Raw genomic sequence first — 18041 nt, 5'->3', positions numbered from 1 at the left:
CGGCGAGTGGCTAGATTAACCGAATGCGGTGCCATTGGCAGATGGCGCCAATAGCATTGGGACAAAGAAGACACATGGACTGGACCCGCGCCGTCGACGGATACTGTGAGCGAATGGGGCCAGAGTTCTGGTCAGAGCCGATGAACGCCGTGACCAATGCCGCCTTTGTTCTGGCGGCGGTGATCCTGTGGCGGCGCACCTTCGGATTGGGCCGGGTGATGTGTGTGATCCTTGGCGTGATTGGAGTCGGTTCGTTCCTGTTTCACACCTTTGCGCAACCTTGGGCCGGTGTCGCCGATGTGGTGCCGATCCTTTTGTTCGTTCTGGTCTATATTTTTGCGGCGAACCGCGATTTCTGGGGCATGTCGGTGTGGCCCGCATTGGGGGCGGCGGCGCTGTTTGTTCCTTTTGCCGCCGTCACGGCACCGCTGTTCGGACTGATTCCGGGTTTGGGCGGGACCGCCAGCTATGCACCGGTGCCGTTGTTGATTGCGATCTATGCCGTGCTGTTGCGGCATCGCGCGCGGGACACGGCGCGGGGGCTGGCTATTGGCGTTGCGATCCTGTTGCTTTCCATGACGGCTCGCATTCTTGACGATCCGCTGTGTGGCGTGCTGCCCATCGGCACGCATTTCGTCTGGCATCTGCTCAATGCGACGATGCTGGGCTGGATGATCGCGGTCTGGACGCGCCATGTGCTTGCGGCGCGGCAGGCGGGGCGCTAAAGCCTGCCCTTGATCCGGAAACGAATGAGGCCCCCATGTCGATCGACATCGAGACAGCGGCGCGCGTGGCAAAACTTGCCCGCATCAAGGTGGAAAACGAAGATCTGCCCGCGCTGGCACAATCCTTCAACGACATCCTCGGGTTCATCGAACAGTTGAACGAGGTGGATGTCGAGGGCGTCGAGCCGATGGTGTCCGTCACGCCTATGCGTCTGAAACGCCGCAGCGACGGCGTGACCGACGGCAATATGCAGGACAAGATCCTGTCGAACGCGCCCGACGCGCGCGAAGGGTTCTTTGCGGTTCCGAAGGTGGTGGAATGACTGATCTGACCAAGATGAAGATCGCCGAGGCGCGCGATGCGCTGCGCAAAGGCGACGTGACCAGTGTCGAACTGACCGATGCCTGCCTCAGCGCCATCGACAAGGCCGATGTGCTCAACGCCTTTGTCCACAAGACGCCAGAGATCGCGCGCGAACAGGCCGCCGCCGCCGATGCGCGGATCAAGGCGGGCGATGCGCCGTCGTTGTGCGGCATTCCGCTGGGCATCAAGGATCTGTTCTGTACCAAGGGTGTGGCCTCTCAGGCGGCCTCTGCCATCCTTGAAGGGTTCAAGCCGGAGTATGAATCCACCGTGACCAGCCAGCTGTTCGATGCCGGCGCGGTCATGCTGGGCAAGCTGAACATGGACGAATTCGCCATGGGCTCGTCGAATGAGACCAGCACCTATGGCAATGTGATCAACCCTTGGCGGCGTGGCAACGACGATGCGGCGCTGACGCCCGGCGGCTCATCGGGTGGCTCTGCCTCTGCGGTGGCGGCGGACCTTTGCCTTGGGGCGACGGGCACTGACACCGGCGGGTCGATCCGCCAGCCCGCGGCCTTTACCGGCACTACGGGGATCAAGCCGACCTATGGGCGCTGTTCGCGCTGGGGGATCGTGGCCTTTGCCTCGTCTCTGGATCAGGCCGGGCCGATGGCCAAGGACGTACGCGACGCGGCGATCATGTTGCAGGCGATGTGCGGCCACGACCCCAAGGACAGCACCAGCGCCGATCTGGCTGTTCCGGATTTCGAGGCGATGCTGACCGGCGACATTAAGGGCAAGACCATCGGTATTCCGCGCGAATACCACATGGACGGGATGCCCGCCGAGATTGACGCGCTTTGGGCCGAAGGGCGCAAGATGCTGCAGGACGCAGGCGCCAAGCTGGTCGATATCAGCCTGCCGCATACCAAATACGCGCTGCCCGCCTACTATGTGATCGCGCCGGCAGAGGCGTCCTCGAACCTCGCACGCTATGACGGGGTGCGTTTCGGTCACCGCGCCTCGCTGGGGCAGGGCGATGGCATCACCGAAATGTACGAAAAGACCCGCGCCGAAGGGTTCGGCGAAGAGGTCAAGCGCCGCGTCATGGTGGGCACCTATGTTCTGTCGGCGGGTTTTTATGACGCCTACTACAACCGCGCGCGCAAGGTGCGGACGCTGATCAAAAAGGACTTTGAGGATGTGTTCGCGCAGGGCGTGGACGCGATCCTGACACCTGCGACGCCCTCTGCCGCCTTTGGTCTGGGTGAGATGACAGAGGCCGATCCGGTGCAAATGTACCTAAACGACGTCTTTACCGTCACGGTGAACCTTGCCGGTCTGCCGGGCATCAGCGTTCCGGCGGGCGTGGACAAGCAGGGGCTGCCGCTTGGCCTGCAACTGATCGGGCGCCCGTGGGAAGAGGGCGATCTGCTGAATTGCGCCTATGCATTGGAGCAGGCGGCAGGATTTGTGGCCAAGCCCGCGAAATGGTGGTAGGGCGGGCCGCAAAAGAGCAGACAGGACGAATGATGCGGACCCAACTCCTGATTTTGGCGGCACTGGCTGTTGCAGCCTGTGAGCCGAGCGTTCCAGACAGCGGCGCGAGAACGCCGGATCCGGGCGCGGGTGTCGGCTTTGGCCAATATGACGACTACGCCGCCCGGCGTGAGGCGCAGTTGAACGGTGAGAGAGCGTCCGTCCCGGCGGCGCCGCGTGTTGAGTCCGGCCCGATCGACGAAAGCGATGTCGTCGCTGCGGCTGCGGCTCGCGCGCTCAATTCCGGTGTTGCTCCGGTGGACGCGGCCCCCGGCAATCCGGCACCTGATCTGGTGGAAAACGCGCGCGGCATCTCGGGCGAGAACGATTTTAGCGCCGTGTCCGCCACCCGTGACATCGCCGCCGATGCCGCGATGATTCAGCGAAACCGGTCACAGTATTCGGTCATCCAGCCCGAGGCGCTGCCCAAGCGGCCCGGTTCAGACGCGCCCAATATCGTGGAATATGCCTTGCGCACCACCAACCCGGTCGGCGCGCCGCTGTACAAACGGTCGTCCTTCAATGGTGGAGCGCGGTCTCAGCGGGCCTGCGCGTCCTATGCCTCTGCCGATCTGGCACAAGAGGATTTCCTTGCGATGGGCGGACCCGAAAAGGACCGCAAGAGCCTGGACCCGGACGGCGACGGTTTCGCCTGTAGCTGGAACCCGGCGCCTTTCCGCGCGGTGCGTGGCGGCTGATCTTTCATGACGCCGGAGCCGATCTGGCATCCATCGCCGAATTTCGGTGACCGGCGCGGCACAACCGGGCCGGATATGGTCGTCTTGCATTACACCGCGATGACATTGGCAGAGGCCGCGCGCGACTGGCTGTGCGCGCCCGAAAGCGAGGTGTCCTGTCACTATGTTATCGCCGAAGACGGTCGGCTGTGGCAGCTTATACAAGAGGCGGACCGCGCGTGGCATGCCGGGCGGGGCTGTTGGGGAGGGGTCTCGGATGTGAACTCCCACTCCATCGGCATCGAACTGGCAAACACCGGATTTCATCCGTTCCCGGAACCGCAGATGGCCGTCCTTGAGGCGCTGCTGGCGGGCATCATCGACCGCTGGTCCATCACGCCAGAGCGGGTCGTTGGCCATTCTGACACAGCTTTGGGGCGCAAGACTGACCCCGGCGGGCGGTTTGACTGGCGGCGTCTGGCGCGGCGGGGGCTGTCCGTGTGGCCCGAACCGACAGATAGACCGCTGAATGCGGCGCAGTTCTGGGCCGATTGCACCGACTTTGGGTATAAGGTGTCACCCCAGACTAAAGAGGACGTTCTGAACGCCATCCGGCTGCGGTTTCGTCCATGGGCCAAGGGGCCACTGGATGCGCAGGACTGTGCCGTCATGGCGGATCTTGCGACCCGTTTCCCGTGCAGGTCGCCGGTGCGCGGCTAGTCCAACTGATAGGGCAGCACGTCGCGTCGGTTGGGCGTGGTGGTCAGGCGCTTTTCCAATGGCGGAACGGATCTTTGGTGGCAATGGGTTCGCTCACAGATGCGGCAACTGATCCCGATGGGTTCGAACGCGCTGGCGCGGGTGAAATCTAGATCATCGGCATAGACAAGGGCGGCGGCGTGGCGCACTTCGCAGCCGATAGAGATCGCATAGCGGCGCACGGGCGCACCGAAATGCCCGCCGGTCTTGGACACATCCCGTGCAAGGCTGATATAGCGCACCCCGTCCGGCGTTTCCGCCAATTGGCGCAGGAACCGGCCCGGCGTTTCAAACGCGCGGTGGACGTTCCACAAAGGACAGGCACCCCCAAAGCGTGCAAATTGCAGTCGCGTGGCGGAATGGCGCTTGGTGATCGTGCCTGCCTGATCGACGCGGACAAAAAAGAACGGCACGCCCTTGGCACCGGGGCGCTGCAGTGTCGACAGCCGGTGCGCCACCTGCTCGATCGAGGCGCCAAAGCGGGCGGCCAGCAATTCCAGATCGTGGCGGGTCTCTTGTGTGGCGGCCAGAAATGCCTTGTAGGGCATCATCGCGGCGCCTGCGAAATAGTTGGCAAGGCCCAGCTTGGCGATGGCGCGCGCCTCTTCGGACTGAAAACGCGCCAGATCCAGCGTTGCCTCTAGCAACTGATTCTGCCGGAACAAGGCCACCTGCACCAACAGTTGAAAGGTCTGCGTCTCAACCGGCAAGAGCGAGGACAGCACCAATTCCTGTCGCTCGTCATCGAAGGCACGCATCGGCGAGGTCTGGGAAAAGCGTACGGTGATCCCGCGCGCCTCCAGCCGTTCGATGCAGGCGCTGCGGATACTGGTTTCACCAGCGTGCAACTGGGCAAAATGTTCGGCGGCGCGGTCGACCGCGTCGATGTAGTTGTCGCAATAGTGGAAAAAGTCGCGCACCTCTTCCCACGGGCTGGGCTGTAGCTGTGCACCTTCGCGGCCCAATGCCTCATCCAGTGAGGCAAGCCGCTCATGGGTTTGCCGGTAGGCGCGGTGCAGGGCCAGAAAGGCCCGTGCCAGCACCGGCGCATTTGAGGCGGTCAGGCGTAGGTCAGCCAGTTGCGGCGTTGTCTCTCCAAACACAGGATCGGCCAGCGCCTCACGCATGTCAGTGACCAGACGCTCTGCATCCCCTTGGCCCAGTTCGGTGACATCAAAGCCGAACTCCTGCGCCAGAGCCAGCACCACGGTCGTGCTGACCGGGCGATTGTTGTTCTCCATCTGGTTGAGATAGGGCAGGGAAATCCCCAGCTTGGCGGCGAAATCCTTTTGCGTCAGATGCAATCGGGTGCGGATGTCGCGCAGCTTGGCGCCGGCATAAAGTTTCTGGGTGGCCATTCAGGGGATGTTCCGGTTTTGCATCTTTGCTTGTTCGTCGCGCAAAGATGCAAATTTTGTCACGCCGCGTCCAGCCCCCGCAGTTGCCGGGCACGTCGGATCACCACCAGAATAGCCACCACAGAGGCAAGGCCGGACAGGAACATCATCCACAACAGCGGCCAGGCGCCGCTGCCGGGTTGCAACAGCGCGCTGGCCAGTTGCGACAGAGCCGCCCCGCCGCCCAGCATGATCGCCCCTGCCAGACCAGAGGCAGTGCCCGCCAGTCCGGGGCGTACAGACAGCGCGCCTGCGGTGGCGTTGGGAATGGTCATTCCATTGCCCAATCCGACAAAGGTCATGAAGCCAAAAAAGGTCCAGGCGTTGCCGAGTCCTGCGGCGAAAACCACCAGCGACAGCGCCATGCCCCCGGACACGATGATCCCGCCCCACAGCACCATGGAATTGATACCGATTCGGGACGAAAACCGTCCAGACAGGAAATTGCCAAGCGCGTATCCCACTGCGGGCGCGCCAAAGAAGAAGCCCAGCACCGTCGTCGACAGGCCAAAGACCTCAATCCCGACGTATGACGCACCGCCGACGTAGGAAAAGAACGCGCCAGAGGAGAACGCACAGGCCAGCGCATATCCCCAAAACCTCGGGCTGCGGAACAGTTCGGGGTATTCACGGAACTGCTGGCCCAGCGTCAGCCCGCTGGCGATCTTGGTCTCTCCAAGATCGCGGAAACACAACGCGATCAGTGCCAGCCCAAGGATCAGCATCAGCCAGAAATTCGCGTGCCAGCCAAAGGTCTGCGCCAGCCAACCGCCCGCGATGGGGGCCAGCATCGGCACCAGCGACATGCCCATCGTGATGTAGCCGATCATCGAGGCAGATTGGTTCGGGGGATAGAGGTCGCGGACCACGGCGCGGCTAAGCACCATGGCGACCACGACGCAGGCCTGCAGCATCCGAAAGATCAGGAAAACCGTGATGTTGGTGGACAGAAGACAGCCAATGGTGGCCAGTACAAAGATCACCAACCCCCCCAGAATCACCGGCCTGCGCCCCAGCTTGTCCGAGATTGGTCCGATGAACAGTTGCAGCACCGCGTTGCCCGCCAGATAGCCGGACACAGAGAACTGCATGATCGCGTAGTCGGTCTCAAACCACTCGGCCATGATTTGCAAAGACGGCACAAAAACATTCATCACCAGCGCGGACATGCCGGCCAGCAGAACGAGTGTGACAATATGCGGCGGGGTACTGCGGTCTAGGAACCGCACCGGATCTGTGGAATGCATGGCGGTATCGGTATGCCTCGAATTGGGGATTGTCCAATGCTTGCATGGTGTTTTGTGCGACTTCGCTAGTTTGCACTATTCACCACTGCGCAGTTTGCCTATTTGCAAATTTGCGAGGAAACCCTTGAGGCGCAGCGTTTCCGCTGTATTTTCGCGACAAACCGGAAGGGGTGGCAGATGAAAGATATTCTCCAGGAATTGCAGGATCGCCGTGAGAACGCCCGGCTGGGCGGCGGGCAGAAACGTATCGACAGCCAGCACGCCAAGGGTAAGCTGACGGCGCGCGAACGGATCGAGCTGTTGGTCGATGAGGGCAGTTTCGAAGAATACGACACTTTCGTAGCGCATCGCTGCACCGATTTCGGCATGGAAAACAACCGGCCCTATGGCGACGGTGTTGTCACCGGCTGGGGCACCATCAACGGCCGCATGGTCTATGTCTTTAGCCAAGACTTTACCGTGCTGGGCGGGTCGGTCTCTGACACCCATGCGCGCAAGATCTGCAAGATCATGGATATGGCGGTTCAGAATGGCGCCCCGGTGATCGGTCTGAACGACTCGGGCGGCGCCCGCATTCAGGAAGGCGTCGATGCCTTGGCAGGCTACGCGGAGATCTTTCAACGCAACATCGAAGCGTCGGGCGTGATCCCGCAGATCTCTGTCATCATGGGCCCCTGCGCCGGTGGCGCGGTCTATTCGCCTGCCATGACTGACTTCATCTTTATGGTGAAGGATACGTCCTACATGTTTGTCACCGGCCCGGACGTGGTCAAGACCGTGACCAATGAGATCGTCACCGCCGAGGAACTGGGCGGCGCAACGACCCACACCCGCAAAAGCTCTGTCGCGGACGGGGCCTTTGAAAACGATGTCGAGGCGCTGGCCGAGGTCCGCCGCCTTGTCGATTTCCTGCCGCTACACAACCGCGAAAAGCCCCCGGTGCGCCCCTTCTTCGATGAGGTGGACCGGATCGAGGCGTCGCTCGACACGCTGATCCCGGACAACCCCAACATGCCCTACGACATGAAAGAGTTGATCACCAAGGTCGCGGATGAGGGCGATTTCTATGAGATCCAGCGCGATTTCGCGGGCAATATCCTGACCGGGTTTATCCGTCTGGAGGGGCAGACCGTCGGCGTCGTGGCCAACCAGCCGATGGTGCTGGCGGGCGTGCTGGACATCGACAGCAGCCGCAAGGCGGCGCGCTTTGTCCGGTTCTGCGACTGCTTTGAGATTCCGATCCTGACGCTGGTTGACGTGCCCGGTTTCCTGCCCGGCACCTCGCAGGAGTATAACGGTGTTATCAAACACGGTGCCAAGTTGCTGTTCGCCTATGGCGAGGCGACGGTGCCGATGGTCACGGTCATCACCCGCAAGGCCTATGGCGGGGCCTATGACGTGATGGCGTCCAAACACCTGCGCGCCGACGTAAACTATGCCTGGCCCACGGCGCAGATTGCGGTGATGGGGGCCAAGGGCGCGGCAGAGATCATCCACCGCGCCGATCTGGGTGACCCAGCCAAGATCCAGTCGCACGCGGACGCATACGAAGACCGGTTTGCCAATCCGTTCATCGCGGCAGAACGCGGGTTCATCGATGAGGTGATCCAGCCGCGCTCGACCCGGCGGCGGGTGGCCAAGGCCTTTGCTATGTTGCGCAACAAGTCCCGGCAGACCCCGTGGAAAAAGCACAACAACATCCCCCTCTGAGATCCCCACGGAGACCCGGTATGACCACCTTTACAGATCACGCGCGTCCAATTGTCAGACGCAGTGCCATGGCTCTGCGCGGCCCGTCGGGGTCCCGCGGCCTGTGGGGCAGGAGTGCCGCATGAGACGCAATGGATGGCATGTCCTTGAGGAAGAGGGGCGCTATGTTCTGGCCCGTCAGTGGCCGCCGCGTTTTGACGTGGCGGCGACAAGCGGATTCCCGCCGGTGCGGGCTGCGCGGCTTGCCCGCCAGATCAGGCAGGACCTTTGGCGCAAATTTCAGCACTTGCGCGGTTTTTCTCCCGTGGTAGAAATTGCCGCAACGGAATGCGGTGTGATTGTGCGCGCCGGCGGACGCCTTTCGGGGCGAACCCCGGCAGAGACCGAATCCCGCATTCGTGACTTGCTCGACGATCCGGCGCTTCGCGCGCGATGGATGGTCTGTGCGGGGGAGGACGCCTGATGGGGGCGTCACGGAACATAGCCCCGGGTGCGCCCGGGGCCAAGGCGGTCCCGACGGGAGGAGCCGCGGGTGTTACAGCCCGCTGGTGTCGGGGCTGCCGCCCAAGGGTCTCACAACTGGGTATCGCGTTAGTGGCAGGCTTGCTGGCCGCGCCTTTGGCGGCAGCGCAGCAGATCCTGCCGACCTCCGGGCTAGAGATCGAACATCACGACATTATCGCCCAACCCCCCGTCTGGCGGGTGCGTTACATCGCGCCGCACTTGGCGCAAGACGGGGTGCTTTATGCTGATGTGGCCGGGGATATGGAACTGCTCTGCACCCAGGACGCACTGGCGCGTATTGTGCAGGATGGCGGTGAACCATCACAAATCGTGATTACTCTGATGTCTGCACCGGTGGTTTTCGGCGAAATGACGCCGGGTGTCACTCAATTTTTCGAAAGCTACTCGGTCGAAAGCGACCTCTGTATCTGGGAGGCTTTTTAATGACTCCACAATATCTTGCGACCCGACTCTCATGTGGACAAGTATTTGCGACTTCTGGGTCACAGCGCGAATCGTTGCCAAGGGTGGCGTATCTTTTTGCGCAACCCTCGGGTAGGTTTGCTGTTGATTGCATCAATGCAGTCAAAACCTCAGAACGGGGACAGGCAGGGCGCGCGCGCGCTGAATGTTTCGAAACACTAGACAGGAGTAGAAGATGTCCAAGAGCATCAAACTGCTTGCCATGTTCGCTGTCATCGCAGGCGTTTCCGCTTGCGCGCAGCAAGAAGAAGAAGAGTACATCGTTGTCGATCCCGAGCCCATCTCGGTCGAGCCGGTGTACACGGGCAAGTACAAGTAAGAACCTATCGGGGCGGACCAGCGCGTCCGTCCCGCTTTTCCGCACGACAGGGGCAGCGCGCGGAATACGATTGAGCATCACAGCTTTCTCGCGCCACTTCGGTTCGCGATTCCATGTGCCGGAGGTCGGCACATGCTGAAACATCGCGGATTTCCCGGCCGGTTGACCGGCACCGACTTTCAGTTCGTGATCCGTCGCGCCAATCCCAAGGGCGCCTCGCCGATCACACGCCGCGACCGTTATCGCGACCGGCGCCCCGCGGACCGCCGCGCCGATATGGCGTTTATGGCCGCGCTCTGGCGTCACTTTGGCTCTGACCCGTTCGAACGCGGCAATCTGGATGCCGGACGCCTGTCTTGGCTGTTCGGCCGCGAGGTTCTGCCGGTTGATGACCCCTTTGATCCAGAGAGCTATGACGCGCTTTTGGTGATCGACGAAGGGGCCGCGCGCGCCGCCTTTCCAGAGGCCTTCGACGAATCGGAGGACTGGGAGTGATCTTGGGCGTTTTCCTGCCAGTTCACCGCCAGATTGCGCGGGCAGTCGCCTATGGTTTTTTTTCGCGCACTGAGGGCTTTGCAGGGCTGTCGGATTCTGCAAGCGTGGCGTTGGGTCGCGGCCCGGGTCCCATACAGTCCCTTTGTCCCCGCGCATCCCACCCCCCCTCGGGGCGGCCCGGTCTGTCCCCGGCCAGGTCGCCCCATTTCCTTTTGGCATCCGAATTTTTTACATTTGGCCAAGGGCTTGGCGGATTCTTGCGCCCGGTCTTGCATAGGGGGAAATGGCACTGGAAATTCCCCTCTCGATGGTGTTCTCTCGGGTCTGAGCAGTCGATCAGAGATGAGGAGAACCTCACATGCAAAGACACACCACGACCCGTTTCCACCTTGCCCTCTGCCTTGGCGCAGCCGTGGCGCTGTCGGCCTGCGGCGACAACCTGGGCGAGCAGGCCGCGTATGGCGCGGGGGCGGGCGCGGTCTCTGCCGTTGCGCTGGACGTCAATGTCCTCACCGGCGCGGCTGTTGGTGTCGCGACCAATATCGCCTATTGCAGCACATACCCGTCGCGCTGCTGATGCCGCGCCTTGGCGGGTTGCCGCGCATCATGCGCTGGAACCTGCCACCTCTAAAGCTGCGGCATGGAACGATCTTTCCCCTGACGCGTTGAAGCCCCATCATCCTGTCGAACCGACATGGGACAAGGAGACTCTTTCATGCGTATCATCACTCTTTCCGCCGCACTCGCCGCAACTCTCGGCCTTGCCGCCTGCGAAGGCACCGATCTGGAACGCGGCGTCATTGGCGCGGGCATCGGCGCCGCGGGTGCCGCAGCGACCGGACGCAGTGTTGCGGCTGGCGCGGCCATCGGTGGCACTGCCGGTGTTGTCTGCGACGACGTCACACCCGAATTGTGCCGGTAATCATTCTTCCGGCGCGCGTCTGATCGGCGCCGCCCCAGTACCGTTTCAACGCCGTCCGGACCGCAGGGTCCGGGCGGCGTTTGCATGTGCAGATGCGCGCCAAAGCGCCGCCAAGAAGAAGGGACAGACATGTTCGACAAGATCCTGATCGCCAACCGGGGCGAGATCGCCTGCCGGGTCATCAAGACCGCTCGCAAGATGGGCATCAAGACGGTCGCCGTCTATTCCGACGCCGACAAGAACGCGCTGCATGTGAAAGTGGCGGATGAGGCGGTCCACATCGGCCCGCCCGCCGCGAACCAGTCCTATATCGTGATCGACAAGATCATGGATGCCATCAAACAAACCGGCGCACAGGCAGTGCATCCGGGCTATGGGTTCCTGTCGGAAAACCCGAAATTTGCCCTCGCACTAGAGGCCGCTGGCGTTGCGTTCATCGGCCCCCCGGTCAAAGCGATCGAGGCGATGGGTGACAAGATCACCTCGAAGAAGATCGCGCAGGAGGCCAATGTCTCCACCGTGCCGGGCTATATGGGCCTGATCGGGGACGCGGACGAGGCGGTCAAGATCTCGGGAGAGATCGGCTATCCCGTGATGATCAAGGCCTCCGCCGGGGGCGGCGGCAAGGGCATGCGCATCGCGTGGAACGACGAAGAGGCACGTGAGGGCTTTCAATCGTCGAAAAACGAGGCGGCCAACTCCTTTGGCGACGACCGCATCTTTATCGAGAAATTCGTGACGCAACCGCGCCACATCGAAATTCAGGTGCTGTGCGACGCCCATGGCAACGGGGTGTACCTGCACGAACGCGAATGCTCGATCCAGCGCCGCAACCAAAAGGTTGTCGAAGAGGCGCCCAGCCCCTTCCTTGACGAAGAAACGCGCAAGTCGATGGGCGAACAGTCGGTCGCGCTTGCCAAAGCGGTTGGCTATGCCAGCGCAGGCACTGTGGAATTTATCGTCGACGGCGACCGCAACTTCTACTTCCTTGAGATGAACACCCGCCTGCAGGTGGAACATCCCGTGACCGAACTGATCACCGGCATCGACCTTGTCGAACAGATGATCCGCGTCGCCAACGGCGAGCCGCTGTCGATCAAACAAGAAGACCTCAAGATCAACGGTTGGGCGATTGAGAACCGCCTATATGCCGAGGACCCGTATCGCGGCTTTCTGCCTTCTATTGGCCGTTTGACCCGTTACCGCCCGCCCGCAGAGGGCCCGCTGGGCGAGGGGATCGTGCGCAACGACACCGGCGTCTTTGAGGGCGGTGAGATCAGCATGTATTACGACCCGATGATCGCCAAACTGTGCACATGGGCCCCCACGCGCGAAGGCGCGATCGAGGTCATGCGCAACGCGCTGGACAGTTTTGAGGTTGAGGGCATCGGCCACAACCTGCCTTTTGTCGCCGCCGTTATGGATCACCCGATCTTCATCGCCGGTGAGATGACCACCGCCTTTATCGCCGAACAATATCCTGACGGGTTTGAGGGCGTGACCTTGGCCGAGCCAGAGCTGAAACGCCTGGCTGCCGCCGCCGCTGCCATGAACCGCGTGGCGGAGATTCGCCGCACACGCGTCACCGGCACGCTGGGCAACCACGAACGCCGGGTGGGCAGCGATTGGGTTGTGTCCCTGCAAGGGTTGCAGTTCGAAACCTCCATTGACGCTGACCATGACGGTGCGACGGTGGCCTTTGCCGATGGCGCCACACTACGCGTCGAAGGCGACTGGACCCCCGGTGACAGCCTCGCGCGGATGACCGTCGATGGCGAGACGCTGGTGTTGAAGGTCGACAAGATCACCCAAGGGTTCCGCCTGCGCACCCGTGGCGCGGATCTCAAGGTCAATGTGCGCTCGCCCCGACAGGCGGAACTGGCCGCGCTGATGCCGGAAAAGGTCGCGCCCGATACCTCGCGGTTGCTGCTGTGCCCGATGCCCGGACTGGTCGTAAACATCAACGTCGAAGAAGGCGAAGAAGTGCAGGAGGGGCAGGCGCTGTGCACCATCGAGGCGATGAAGATGGAAAACATCCTGCGCGCCGAACGCAAAGGCGTGGTGGCCAAGGTCAATGCTGGGCCGGGCGATAGCCTTGCCGTCGACGAAGTGATCATGGAGTTCGAATAATCCATGCTGCGCCACGCCCTCCGTATCTGGCTTTTGCACAGTCTGGCCTTTCTGGCCGGGCTGGTGGTGTCGGGGGTCGTGGCGGTCGGACTTTGGTTTCTGGTGCCTAGCGAAGGCGGCAACGCGCTGTTGTTGGGCACGGCACTGGGGGTTTCCATTCTTTCGGTGGGGACCGGATACGCGATTTATCTGGCCCTCGTCGCGGCGTTGCTGGGGGTGGTGCCGGGCTGGGGGTTTTACCTGTTCGGGCCTCTGGTGGTGTTGGCGGTCATGGCGCTGGTCTTTTCGGCAGTCTATTCCGGCCTGCTTGAGGTGGGCGGCGGCAGCCTTTTGGGCTACGCGCTGCTTTATCTGTGTGGCGGCGGCGCGCTGCACCGGCTGGTTGCCGAACTGGGCGAGGCGGAGGACACGCTGTGATCCGCCGGTCGGCAACATATCGTCAACCCCTCTGCACTATGCTTGCGCCAACGGTACGGTGGAACGGGGCAGGGTGGTGTGGTGCGACGGGTCGGAACGCTTGGGGCGGTGGCGACGCTGCTTATGACGCTGTTGGCGGGCTGTTTCCGGCTGGAAACAGAGGCAGAGGTGCGCGCACACCTCAATACTTGGGTGTTTCTGGCACAAACGCGGCACTTTACCGTGCGGTCGACCTGTACAGCGGCGATCTTCGACACGATCTCGGGCGAGGTGCGCAGCAGCGGGCCGGTGCGCCGGGTCGAGGATCTAAGCAATGGCCAGCGCCTGCTGGCAGAGGGGCGCACGGTGGCCTTCGAACTGCCGGGGCTGAGCCCCAACGAGGTGTCAGAGGCGCTGATGTCCGTCAATCTGTCAGAGGGGCTGGGCCTGATCTCCAGCTTTGTGGGACCATCACAGGCCTGCATGACAGAGGCGTTCCAGAACGACATCTATCTCGCGCTGATGTCGCCCGACACGGGGATGATCTACGATCCCTCGCGCAATGCGCTGGTGCTGCTGCACCGGCCCTCACAGATTGCCTTTTATCTGCGCGGCAACGTCTGACGCCGGGCAAAATCGTTGAGCATAGGCGTCTCCGCTCGCCTTTGCCCGTCGCTGAAACCGCCGCCGTGCCCTACTTGGGGCGCTGTTCCTGCTGGCGCAGCGGCAGTTTGTCGATCGAGCGTGAGATTTCACGCTCGGACCACGGCGCTGGTTTGCGGGCCACGATAGTGCCGTCCTTGGCGATGATCGCCAGCATGAAACCGCGCGGACGCAGGGTTTGCCGCACAGAGGAGCGCGCGGCCGGATCGGTGTCGGTGATGATCACCACGTCGCGTTCATCCAGCGCGTCCAGCCGTTCCGACAGCAGGGCCATCTGCTCGACATACCGTGGGTCCGCGGCGTTGTCGGCAAAGACAACCACCGGGCGTTTCAGCCACAGCCAGTCCTCCAGAGACGTCTCCGAGGCGGGCAGGATCATCTCGAACGGTTCGTCCGAGGTTTCCGCCCCTTGCGCCGCCGAAAGGCTGGCAAAGCCTCCCACAAAAACTGCCGCGATCAGTCGTTTTACCATTTTCATACAAAACGATATAAGTCGCCGCCGACCGGCTGCACAGCCATTGCGCCATTCCATCTGCAAAAATTTTATCTTTAACGGCATCCCAACCCGGCCCTGCGCAGGGTCGCCCCAGTCTGAAGGCCCCGGCGCACTGCGCGTCTGCGGGCCGCGCCATGGGGGCCGCAACACGATGGATGTCATTTTGCATATCGGTGCGCATCGCACCGCCACCACCAGTTTTCAAAGCTATCTGCGCGCCAACCGGGCAGAGCTGGGGGCGCAGGGGATCGGGTTCTGGGCGCCGTGGCGCACACGGGGCGGGCTGTTGAACGGCATCGCCGACCGGCCCTGCGCCGCACATGAACCACAGCGCGCGCTCGGACGGGTCGCCATCAACCTCGAAGCGGCGCGCCGCAATGGGATTGCCGCGCTGGTCGTCACCGATGAGAACATGGCCGGCACGCCACGACGCTGCCTGCGGCGACGCGCCGTCTATCCCGGCATCGGAGAACGGCTGGCGCGGCTGTCTGCGGCCTTTGGCAGGCCGACCCGCGTCACCCTCCAAGTCCGCGCGCTGGACGCGTGGTGGGCCTCGTGTATCGCTTGGCTGGTGCCGCGTGGAGAGGATCTGCCGGACCCCGCCACGATCGAGGCGATCAGCCGTGCGGCCCGCAGTTGGCGTGACGTGATCACCGACATCGCCTGCGCCTGTCCCGGCACCGACATTCAGATCACCGCCTATGAGGCGTTTGGTGACCGGCCGGATCTGCTGCTGCGGGTGCTGACCGACCGCCGTACCGTGCCCGTGGCCCGCCCCGGCAGCTTTGTCGAGAACCGCCGCCCGGACGCTGCCGGGTTGCGCGCCGTTCTGGCCGACCGGGGCGCGGCACTGCCCGACACGCCGGAAAACACCCGGTGGAGCCCGTTCAACCCATCACAGGCCACCCGCCTGCGCGAAATCTATGCCGACGATCTCTACTGGCTGCGTGCCGGGGCGGATGGTCTGGCCACACTGACAGAGGACCCGGAGCCCGCGAGACCTAGGCTGAACCTGGCCGCGGCTGCCATGAAGAGAGGAACACCCGATGACGGACCTGCCCGAAAGCTGGCGCGCTGATGCTGAAAAGGAACTGCGCGGTCGCCCGCTGGACGATCTAACCTGGAAAACCCTTGAGGGGATCGAGGTCAAGCCGCTCTATACCGCTGCCGATACAGAGAACCTGCCACACATGGGCGACCTGCCGGGGGCAGAGCCGTTCACCCGTGGGGTCAAGGCAACAATGTACGCCGGGCGGCCATGGACCATCCGTCAGTACGCCGGTTTCTCCACCGCCGAGGATTCAAACGCATTCTACCGCAAGGCGCTGGCCGCCGGGCAGCAGGGCGTCTCTGTCGCCTTCGATCTGGCCACCCACCGCGGATACGACAGTGACCACCCCCGCGTCGTTGGCGACGTGGGCAAGGCCGGTGTCGCCATCGACAGCGTCGAGGACATGAAGATCCTGTTTGATGGCATCCCGCTGGACAAGGTGTCGGTCTCAATGACCATGAACGGCGCGGTGATCCCGGTGCTGGCGAATTTCATCGTCACCGGTGAGGAACAGGGCCACGACAAGTCGATCCTGTCCGGGACCATTCAGAATGACATTCTGAAGGAATTCATGGTCCGCAACACCTATATCTACCCGCCCGCGCCCTCGATGCGGATCATCTCGGACATCATCGAATACACGTCGAACGAGATGCCGAAATTCAACTCGATCTCGATCTCCGGTTACCACATGCAAGAGGCGGGCGCGAACCTTGTGCAGGAACTGGCGTTCACGCTGGCCGACGGCAAGGAATACGTCAAAACCGCCATCGAGGCGGGCATGGATATCGACAAATTCGCCGGTCGGCTGTCGTTCTTCTTTGCTATCGGCAAGAACTTCTTCATGGAGGTGGCTAAGCTGCGCGCCGCGCGGATGCTCTGGCACCGCATCATGACCGACCTTGGCGCACAGAACCCCCGGTCCAAGATGCTGCGCACCCATTGCCAGACCTCTGGCGTGTCCTTGGCCGAGCAGGACCCTTACAACAACGTCATCCGCACCGCGTATGAGGCGATGTCGGCGGTTCTGGGCGGCACGCAGTCGCTGCACACCAACGCGCTGGACGAGGCGATCGCCCTGCCGACCGAATTCAGCGCCCGCATCGCCCGCAACACCCAGCTGATCCTGCAAGAGGAAACCGGCGTCACCAAGGTCGTCGATCCGCTGGCGGGGTCGTATTACGTCGAAAAGCTGACCCATGATCTGGCCGAAGAGGCGTGGAAGCTGATCGAAGAGGTCGACGGCATGGGCGGCATGACCCGCGCCGTGGAATCCGGTATGCCCAAGCTGCGGATCGAGGAAACCGCCGCCCAGCGTCAGGCAGAGATCGACCGGGGCATCGACGTGATTGTGGGTGTGAACAAGTACAAGCTGGACAAGCAGGACGACCTCGACATCCTTGATATCGACAATGCCAAGGTGCGCGAAGGACAGGTGGCCCGGCTCGAGAAGATCCGCGCCACACGGGATGAGGTCGCCTGTCAGGCGGCACTGGACGAATTGACCCGCCGCTGCAAAGCGGGCGGCAATCTGTTGGAGGCCGCTGTCGAGGCGGCGCGCGCGCGGGCATCCGTGGGGGAAATCAGCATGGCAATGGAAAAGGAATTTGGCCGCCACCGGGCCGAGGTCAAGACGCTCGCCGGGGTTTATGGCGCCGCCTATGAGGGTGACGAAGGCTTTGCCGCGATCCAGAAATCGGTCGAGGATTTCGCCGAGGCAGAAGGTCGCCGCCCGCGTATGTTGGTGGTCAAGATGGGGCAGGATGGTCACGATCGGGGGGCCAAGGTGATCGCCACCGCCTTTGCCGACATCGGTTTCGACGTCGACGTGGGGCCGCTGTTCCAAACGCCGGAAGAGGCGGCGCAGGACGCCATCGACAATGACGTTCATGTCATCGGCATTTCGTCTCAGGCGGCGGGTCACAAGACACTGGCCCCGCAACTGGTCAAGGAACTGCAGGCGCAGGGCGCGGGTGAGATTTTGGTGATCTGCGGCGGCGTGATCCCGCAACAGGATTATGAATTCCTGTACAATGCGGGTGTAAAGGCGATTTTCGGCCCCGGCACCAATATCCCCGAGGCCGCGCAGGACATCCTGCGGTTGATCCGCGCCGCCAGCGCCGACGCGGCCTGAGCGGTTTCGGCGCGCGCCCGTGCCGGGCGCGCGCATCGGGGGCTGCGCCCCCGGGATTGGGTATTTGAACAAAGAAGAAGCTGGGGC

20 protein-coding genes are annotated in these 18041 nt (G+C 62.7%); 17 read left to right on the top strand and 3 right to left on the bottom strand.

The window, feature by feature from the left end; all coding sequences use genetic code 11:
• The first annotated feature begins 74 nt into the window (after positions 1–74).
• From ANTHELSMS3_RS19835 to ANTHELSMS3_RS19815, 5 genes are read left to right on the top strand one after another with little or no spacing between them, the layout of a single operon-like run.
• Complete coding sequence (locus ANTHELSMS3_RS19835) at positions 75–725, top strand: ceramidase domain-containing protein (protein ID WP_094036373.1); 651 nt, start codon at positions 75–77, stop codon at positions 723–725.
• A gap of 35 nt (positions 726–760) precedes the next feature.
• A complete protein-coding gene (gene gatC / locus ANTHELSMS3_RS19830; RefSeq protein ID WP_094036372.1) occupies positions 761–1048 on the top strand; it encodes an Asp-tRNA(Asn)/Glu-tRNA(Gln) amidotransferase subunit GatC in 288 nt (95 codons plus the stop codon).
• Positions 1045–2532, top strand: a complete 1488-nt coding sequence (gene gatA, locus ANTHELSMS3_RS19825) for an Asp-tRNA(Asn)/Glu-tRNA(Gln) amidotransferase subunit GatA (RefSeq protein WP_094036371.1) — start codon at positions 1045–1047, stop codon at positions 2530–2532. The genes gatC and gatA overlap by 4 nt, the downstream gene beginning before the upstream one ends.
• A 29-nt stretch (positions 2533–2561) precedes the next feature.
• Positions 2562–3269: a hypothetical protein gene (locus ANTHELSMS3_RS19820; protein ID WP_254694792.1), complete on the top strand. Its 708-nt coding sequence runs from the start codon at positions 2562–2564 to the stop codon at positions 3267–3269.
• 6 nt (positions 3270–3275) lie between these two features.
• Positions 3276–3968 (top strand): N-acetylmuramoyl-L-alanine amidase, encoded by a 693-nt coding sequence (locus ANTHELSMS3_RS19815; RefSeq protein ID WP_094036370.1) that lies wholly within the window; start codon positions 3276–3278, stop codon positions 3966–3968.
• Here ANTHELSMS3_RS19815 and ANTHELSMS3_RS19810 read toward each other — a convergent pair.
• Both ANTHELSMS3_RS19810 and ANTHELSMS3_RS19805 read right to left on the bottom strand, forming a co-directional pair.
• A complete protein-coding gene (locus ANTHELSMS3_RS19810) occupies positions 3965–5365 on the bottom strand; it encodes a helix-turn-helix domain-containing protein (protein WP_094036369.1) in 1401 nt (466 codons plus the stop codon). The genes ANTHELSMS3_RS19815 and ANTHELSMS3_RS19810 overlap by 4 nt on opposite strands.
• Positions 5366–5424: 59 nt before the next feature.
• A complete protein-coding gene (locus ANTHELSMS3_RS19805) occupies positions 5425–6651 on the bottom strand; it encodes a multidrug effflux MFS transporter (protein WP_094036368.1) in 1227 nt (408 codons plus the stop codon).
• Between the two features lie 177 nt (positions 6652–6828).
• Here ANTHELSMS3_RS19805 and ANTHELSMS3_RS19800 point away from each other — a divergent pair, with 177 nt between their 5' ends.
• The 10 genes from ANTHELSMS3_RS19800 (at position 6829) to ANTHELSMS3_RS19760 (ending at position 14234) form a co-directional block, all read left to right on the top strand.
• Positions 6829–8361, top strand: a complete 1533-nt coding sequence (locus ANTHELSMS3_RS19800) for an acyl-CoA carboxylase subunit beta (RefSeq protein ID WP_094036367.1) — start codon at positions 6829–6831, stop codon at positions 8359–8361.
• A 121-nt stretch (positions 8362–8482) separates the two neighbouring features.
• Positions 8483–8824 carry a hypothetical protein gene (locus ANTHELSMS3_RS19795; RefSeq protein WP_094036366.1) on the top strand — a complete coding sequence of 114 codons (342 nt, stop codon included), beginning with the start codon at positions 8483–8485 and terminating at the stop codon, positions 8822–8824.
• A 131-nt stretch (positions 8825–8955) separates the two neighbouring features.
• Positions 8956–9309, top strand: coding sequence for a DUF6497 family protein (locus ANTHELSMS3_RS19790; RefSeq protein ID WP_094036365.1), 354 nt, complete (start codon positions 8956–8958; stop codon positions 9307–9309).
• 214 nt (positions 9310–9523) lie between these two features.
• The gene (locus tag ANTHELSMS3_RS25845; protein WP_162846276.1) at positions 9524–9667 is read left to right on the top strand and encodes a hypothetical protein; all 144 of its coding nucleotides are present in this window, start codon (positions 9524–9526) and stop codon (positions 9665–9667) included.
• Positions 9668–9799: 132 nt separating this feature from the next.
• Complete coding sequence (locus ANTHELSMS3_RS19785; protein ID WP_094036364.1) at positions 9800–10162, top strand: hypothetical protein; 363 nt, start codon at positions 9800–9802, stop codon at positions 10160–10162.
• A gap of 358 nt (positions 10163–10520) precedes the next feature.
• Positions 10521–10739: a hypothetical protein gene (locus ANTHELSMS3_RS19780; RefSeq protein ID WP_094036363.1), complete on the top strand. Its 219-nt coding sequence runs from the start codon at positions 10521–10523 to the stop codon at positions 10737–10739.
• 138 nt (positions 10740–10877) lie between these two features.
• Positions 10878–11084 carry a hypothetical protein gene (locus ANTHELSMS3_RS19775; protein ID WP_089276130.1) on the top strand — a complete coding sequence of 69 codons (207 nt, stop codon included), beginning with the start codon at positions 10878–10880 and terminating at the stop codon, positions 11082–11084.
• A gap of 129 nt (positions 11085–11213) precedes the next feature.
• Positions 11214–13214 (top strand): acetyl-CoA carboxylase biotin carboxylase subunit, encoded by a 2001-nt coding sequence (locus ANTHELSMS3_RS19770; RefSeq protein WP_094036362.1) that lies wholly within the window; start codon positions 11214–11216, stop codon positions 13212–13214.
• 3 nt (positions 13215–13217) lie between these two features.
• Positions 13218–13631: a hypothetical protein gene (locus ANTHELSMS3_RS19765; protein WP_094036361.1), complete on the top strand. Its 414-nt coding sequence runs from the start codon at positions 13218–13220 to the stop codon at positions 13629–13631.
• A gap of 81 nt (positions 13632–13712) precedes the next feature.
• Positions 13713–14234 carry a hypothetical protein gene (locus ANTHELSMS3_RS19760; protein ID WP_157733588.1) on the top strand — a complete coding sequence of 174 codons (522 nt, stop codon included), beginning with the start codon at positions 13713–13715 and terminating at the stop codon, positions 14232–14234.
• A gap of 70 nt (positions 14235–14304) precedes the next feature.
• Here the strand turns inward: ANTHELSMS3_RS19760 and ANTHELSMS3_RS19755 are convergent, their stop codons facing one another.
• The gene (locus ANTHELSMS3_RS19755; protein WP_254694791.1) at positions 14305–14745 is read right to left on the bottom strand and encodes a DUF4174 domain-containing protein; all 441 of its coding nucleotides are present in this window, start codon (positions 14743–14745) and stop codon (positions 14305–14307) included.
• A 175-nt stretch (positions 14746–14920) separates the two neighbouring features.
• Between ANTHELSMS3_RS19755 and ANTHELSMS3_RS19750 the strand changes: the two genes are divergently transcribed.
• Positions 14921–15847 carry a hypothetical protein gene (locus ANTHELSMS3_RS19750; RefSeq protein WP_094036358.1) on the top strand — a complete coding sequence of 309 codons (927 nt, stop codon included), beginning with the start codon at positions 14921–14923 and terminating at the stop codon, positions 15845–15847.
• On the top strand, positions 15816–17954 hold the full coding sequence (gene scpA / locus ANTHELSMS3_RS19745) for a methylmalonyl-CoA mutase (protein WP_094036357.1): 2139 nt from the start codon (positions 15816–15818) through the stop codon (positions 17952–17954). Before ANTHELSMS3_RS19750 ends, scpA begins: the two co-directional genes overlap by 32 nt.
• Positions 17955–18041: the final 87 nt, after the last annotated feature.

Origin of the sequence: Antarctobacter heliothermus (assembly GCF_002237555.1) — a bacterium.
In the GTDB taxonomy this organism is placed as follows: domain Bacteria; phylum Pseudomonadota; class Alphaproteobacteria; order Rhodobacterales; family Rhodobacteraceae; genus Antarctobacter; species Antarctobacter heliothermus_B.
This window is presented reverse-complemented; position numbering and strand designations above follow the sequence as displayed.

Excerpts from the sequence above, each read along its gene's own strand:
- ANTHELSMS3_RS19815 (WP_094036370.1), top strand. The coding sequence starts at position 3,276 with ATGACGCCGGAGCCGATCTGGCATCCATCGCCGAATTTCGGTGACCGG.
- ANTHELSMS3_RS19835 (WP_094036373.1), top strand. The coding sequence starts at position 75 with ATGGACTGGACCCGCGCCGTCGACGGATACTGTGAGCGAATGGGGCCA.
- ANTHELSMS3_RS19770 (WP_094036362.1), top strand. The coding sequence starts at position 11,214 with ATGTTCGACAAGATCCTGATCGCCAACCGGGGCGAGATCGCCTGCCGG.
- ANTHELSMS3_RS19805 (WP_094036368.1), bottom strand. The coding sequence starts at position 6,651 with ATGCATTCCACAGATCCGGTGCGGTTCCTAGACCGCAGTACCCCGCCG.
- ANTHELSMS3_RS19785 (WP_094036364.1), top strand. The coding sequence starts at position 9,800 with ATGCTGAAACATCGCGGATTTCCCGGCCGGTTGACCGGCACCGACTTT.
- gatC (WP_094036372.1), top strand. The coding sequence starts at position 761 with ATGTCGATCGACATCGAGACAGCGGCGCGCGTGGCAAAACTTGCCCGC.
- ANTHELSMS3_RS19765 (WP_094036361.1), top strand. The coding sequence starts at position 13,218 with ATGCTGCGCCACGCCCTCCGTATCTGGCTTTTGCACAGTCTGGCCTTT.
- ANTHELSMS3_RS19780 (WP_094036363.1), top strand. The coding sequence starts at position 10,521 with ATGCAAAGACACACCACGACCCGTTTCCACCTTGCCCTCTGCCTTGGC.
- ANTHELSMS3_RS19800 (WP_094036367.1), top strand. The coding sequence starts at position 6,829 with ATGAAAGATATTCTCCAGGAATTGCAGGATCGCCGTGAGAACGCCCGG.
- ANTHELSMS3_RS19795 (WP_094036366.1), top strand. The coding sequence starts at position 8,483 with ATGAGACGCAATGGATGGCATGTCCTTGAGGAAGAGGGGCGCTATGTT.
- gatA (WP_094036371.1), top strand. The coding sequence starts at position 1,045 with ATGACTGATCTGACCAAGATGAAGATCGCCGAGGCGCGCGATGCGCTG.
- ANTHELSMS3_RS25845 (WP_162846276.1), top strand. The coding sequence starts at position 9,524 with ATGTCCAAGAGCATCAAACTGCTTGCCATGTTCGCTGTCATCGCAGGC.
- scpA (WP_094036357.1), top strand. The coding sequence starts at position 15,816 with ATGACGGACCTGCCCGAAAGCTGGCGCGCTGATGCTGAAAAGGAACTG.
- ANTHELSMS3_RS19755 (WP_254694791.1), bottom strand. The coding sequence starts at position 14,745 with ATGGTAAAACGACTGATCGCGGCAGTTTTTGTGGGAGGCTTTGCCAGC.
- ANTHELSMS3_RS19750 (WP_094036358.1), top strand. The coding sequence starts at position 14,921 with ATGGATGTCATTTTGCATATCGGTGCGCATCGCACCGCCACCACCAGT.
- ANTHELSMS3_RS19820 (WP_254694792.1), top strand. The coding sequence starts at position 2,562 with ATGATGCGGACCCAACTCCTGATTTTGGCGGCACTGGCTGTTGCAGCC.
- ANTHELSMS3_RS19810 (WP_094036369.1), bottom strand. The coding sequence starts at position 5,365 with ATGGCCACCCAGAAACTTTATGCCGGCGCCAAGCTGCGCGACATCCGC.
- ANTHELSMS3_RS19775 (WP_089276130.1), top strand. The coding sequence starts at position 10,878 with ATGCGTATCATCACTCTTTCCGCCGCACTCGCCGCAACTCTCGGCCTT.